The following is a 1,154-nucleotide window of genomic DNA, read 5'->3' as shown; positions in this document are numbered from 1 at the left end:
CCGAGATCGGCGGTGAAAGTCACGACTGCGGCGCCGAGTTCAGTCTGCAGCCATTTCAGGATGATGGATGTGTCGAGACCGCCTGAATAGGCAAGCACGACTTTTTTGACGTCTTTGGCCTTGGACATTTCTACTCCGTCGATGGCGGACGCCCCAGCCTGGGCGTCACGGATTGTCGCAGCGCCTTTTAGCAGGAACGGCAGAGCGAGCAAGCACGCGTGCGTGCATGGCTTCTGGTCCAGCGCATGGCCGGGGGGGCTGGCAGCGAAAACAATCTGCTGCAATCAAAGGCTGCATTTGCTGGAGGGACTTAATCAAGTTTTCACGCCGTGCCGCTAACACTTACGACAAAGCCGCCTTGACCACGTTCCGGGCGGCTTCTTGCCTGCTTTGTCGTGGGTGTCCTCGGACTCGGGCCGTTCTTGATGCGCGTTATATCATGCATCGCCATGGAGCATAATCTGTGGCTTGTCCTGCTGGCGGCGCTGATGTGCGTCACCGGCTGCTGGGTGACGATCGGCCTCTTCGACCGTTCGAGGAAAACCGCCGGCGTGCAGATGAAGGGCTGGCTGTTCCTGACCGCGGTCGCCGCCGGCTCGTCGATCTGGTGCACCCATTTCATCGCCATGCTGGCCTACCAGCCCGGCGCGCCGATCACCTTCGATCCGGTCCTGACCATGGCATCCCTGGTCATCGCCATCATCGGCACCGGGCTGGGCTTCACCCTCGCATCCGGCAAGAGCCGGCGCCTAGCTCCGGAATGGGGCGGCATCGTCGTCGGCCTGGCGATTTCGGCCATGCACTACACCGGCATGATGGCTTATCATGTTGCCGGCATCGTCGAATGGGACGGCTCCTATGTCGTGGCCTCACTGGTCATCTCGGCCGTGTTCTCCGCCTTGGCCGTCGGCCATGCCGTGCGCCGGCCATACGGCTGGTCGCATTATCTCACCATCGGGCTGCTGGTGCTGGCGATCGTCGGCCTGCATTTCACGGCTATGGCCGCGGTGGCGGTGACGCCGCTGTCCTTCATCAGCACAGGCACCAATCCCGATATTCTGGTGGCAATGGCGGTCGCGGTCGCCGTGGTGGGCCTGATCGTCGCGGCCACCGGCTTCGCCAGCTATCTGATCGATGAGCGTGGCCGTCTGGAG

Annotated in this window: 2 protein-coding genes; one reads left to right on the top strand and one right to left on the bottom strand. The window is 62.4% G+C overall.

The window, feature by feature from the left end:
* Positions 1-128, bottom strand: a 128-nt coding sequence (locus EN750_RS35415) for an argininosuccinate synthase domain-containing protein (RefSeq protein WP_189526705.1), incomplete at its 3' end; no start/stop codon positions are given.
* A 297-nt stretch (positions 129-425) separates the two neighbouring features.
* Here EN750_RS35415 and EN750_RS35410 point away from each other — a divergent pair.
* Positions 426-1,154: MHYT domain-containing protein (locus EN750_RS35410; RefSeq protein ID WP_281062378.1), on the top strand; the 729-nt coding region annotated here is incomplete at its 3' end.

Source organism: Mesorhizobium sp. M7A.F.Ca.ET.027.03.2.1, from assembly GCF_003999175.1.
In the GTDB taxonomy this organism is placed as follows: domain Bacteria; phylum Pseudomonadota; class Alphaproteobacteria; order Rhizobiales; family Rhizobiaceae; genus Mesorhizobium.
This window is presented reverse-complemented; position numbering and strand designations above follow the sequence as displayed.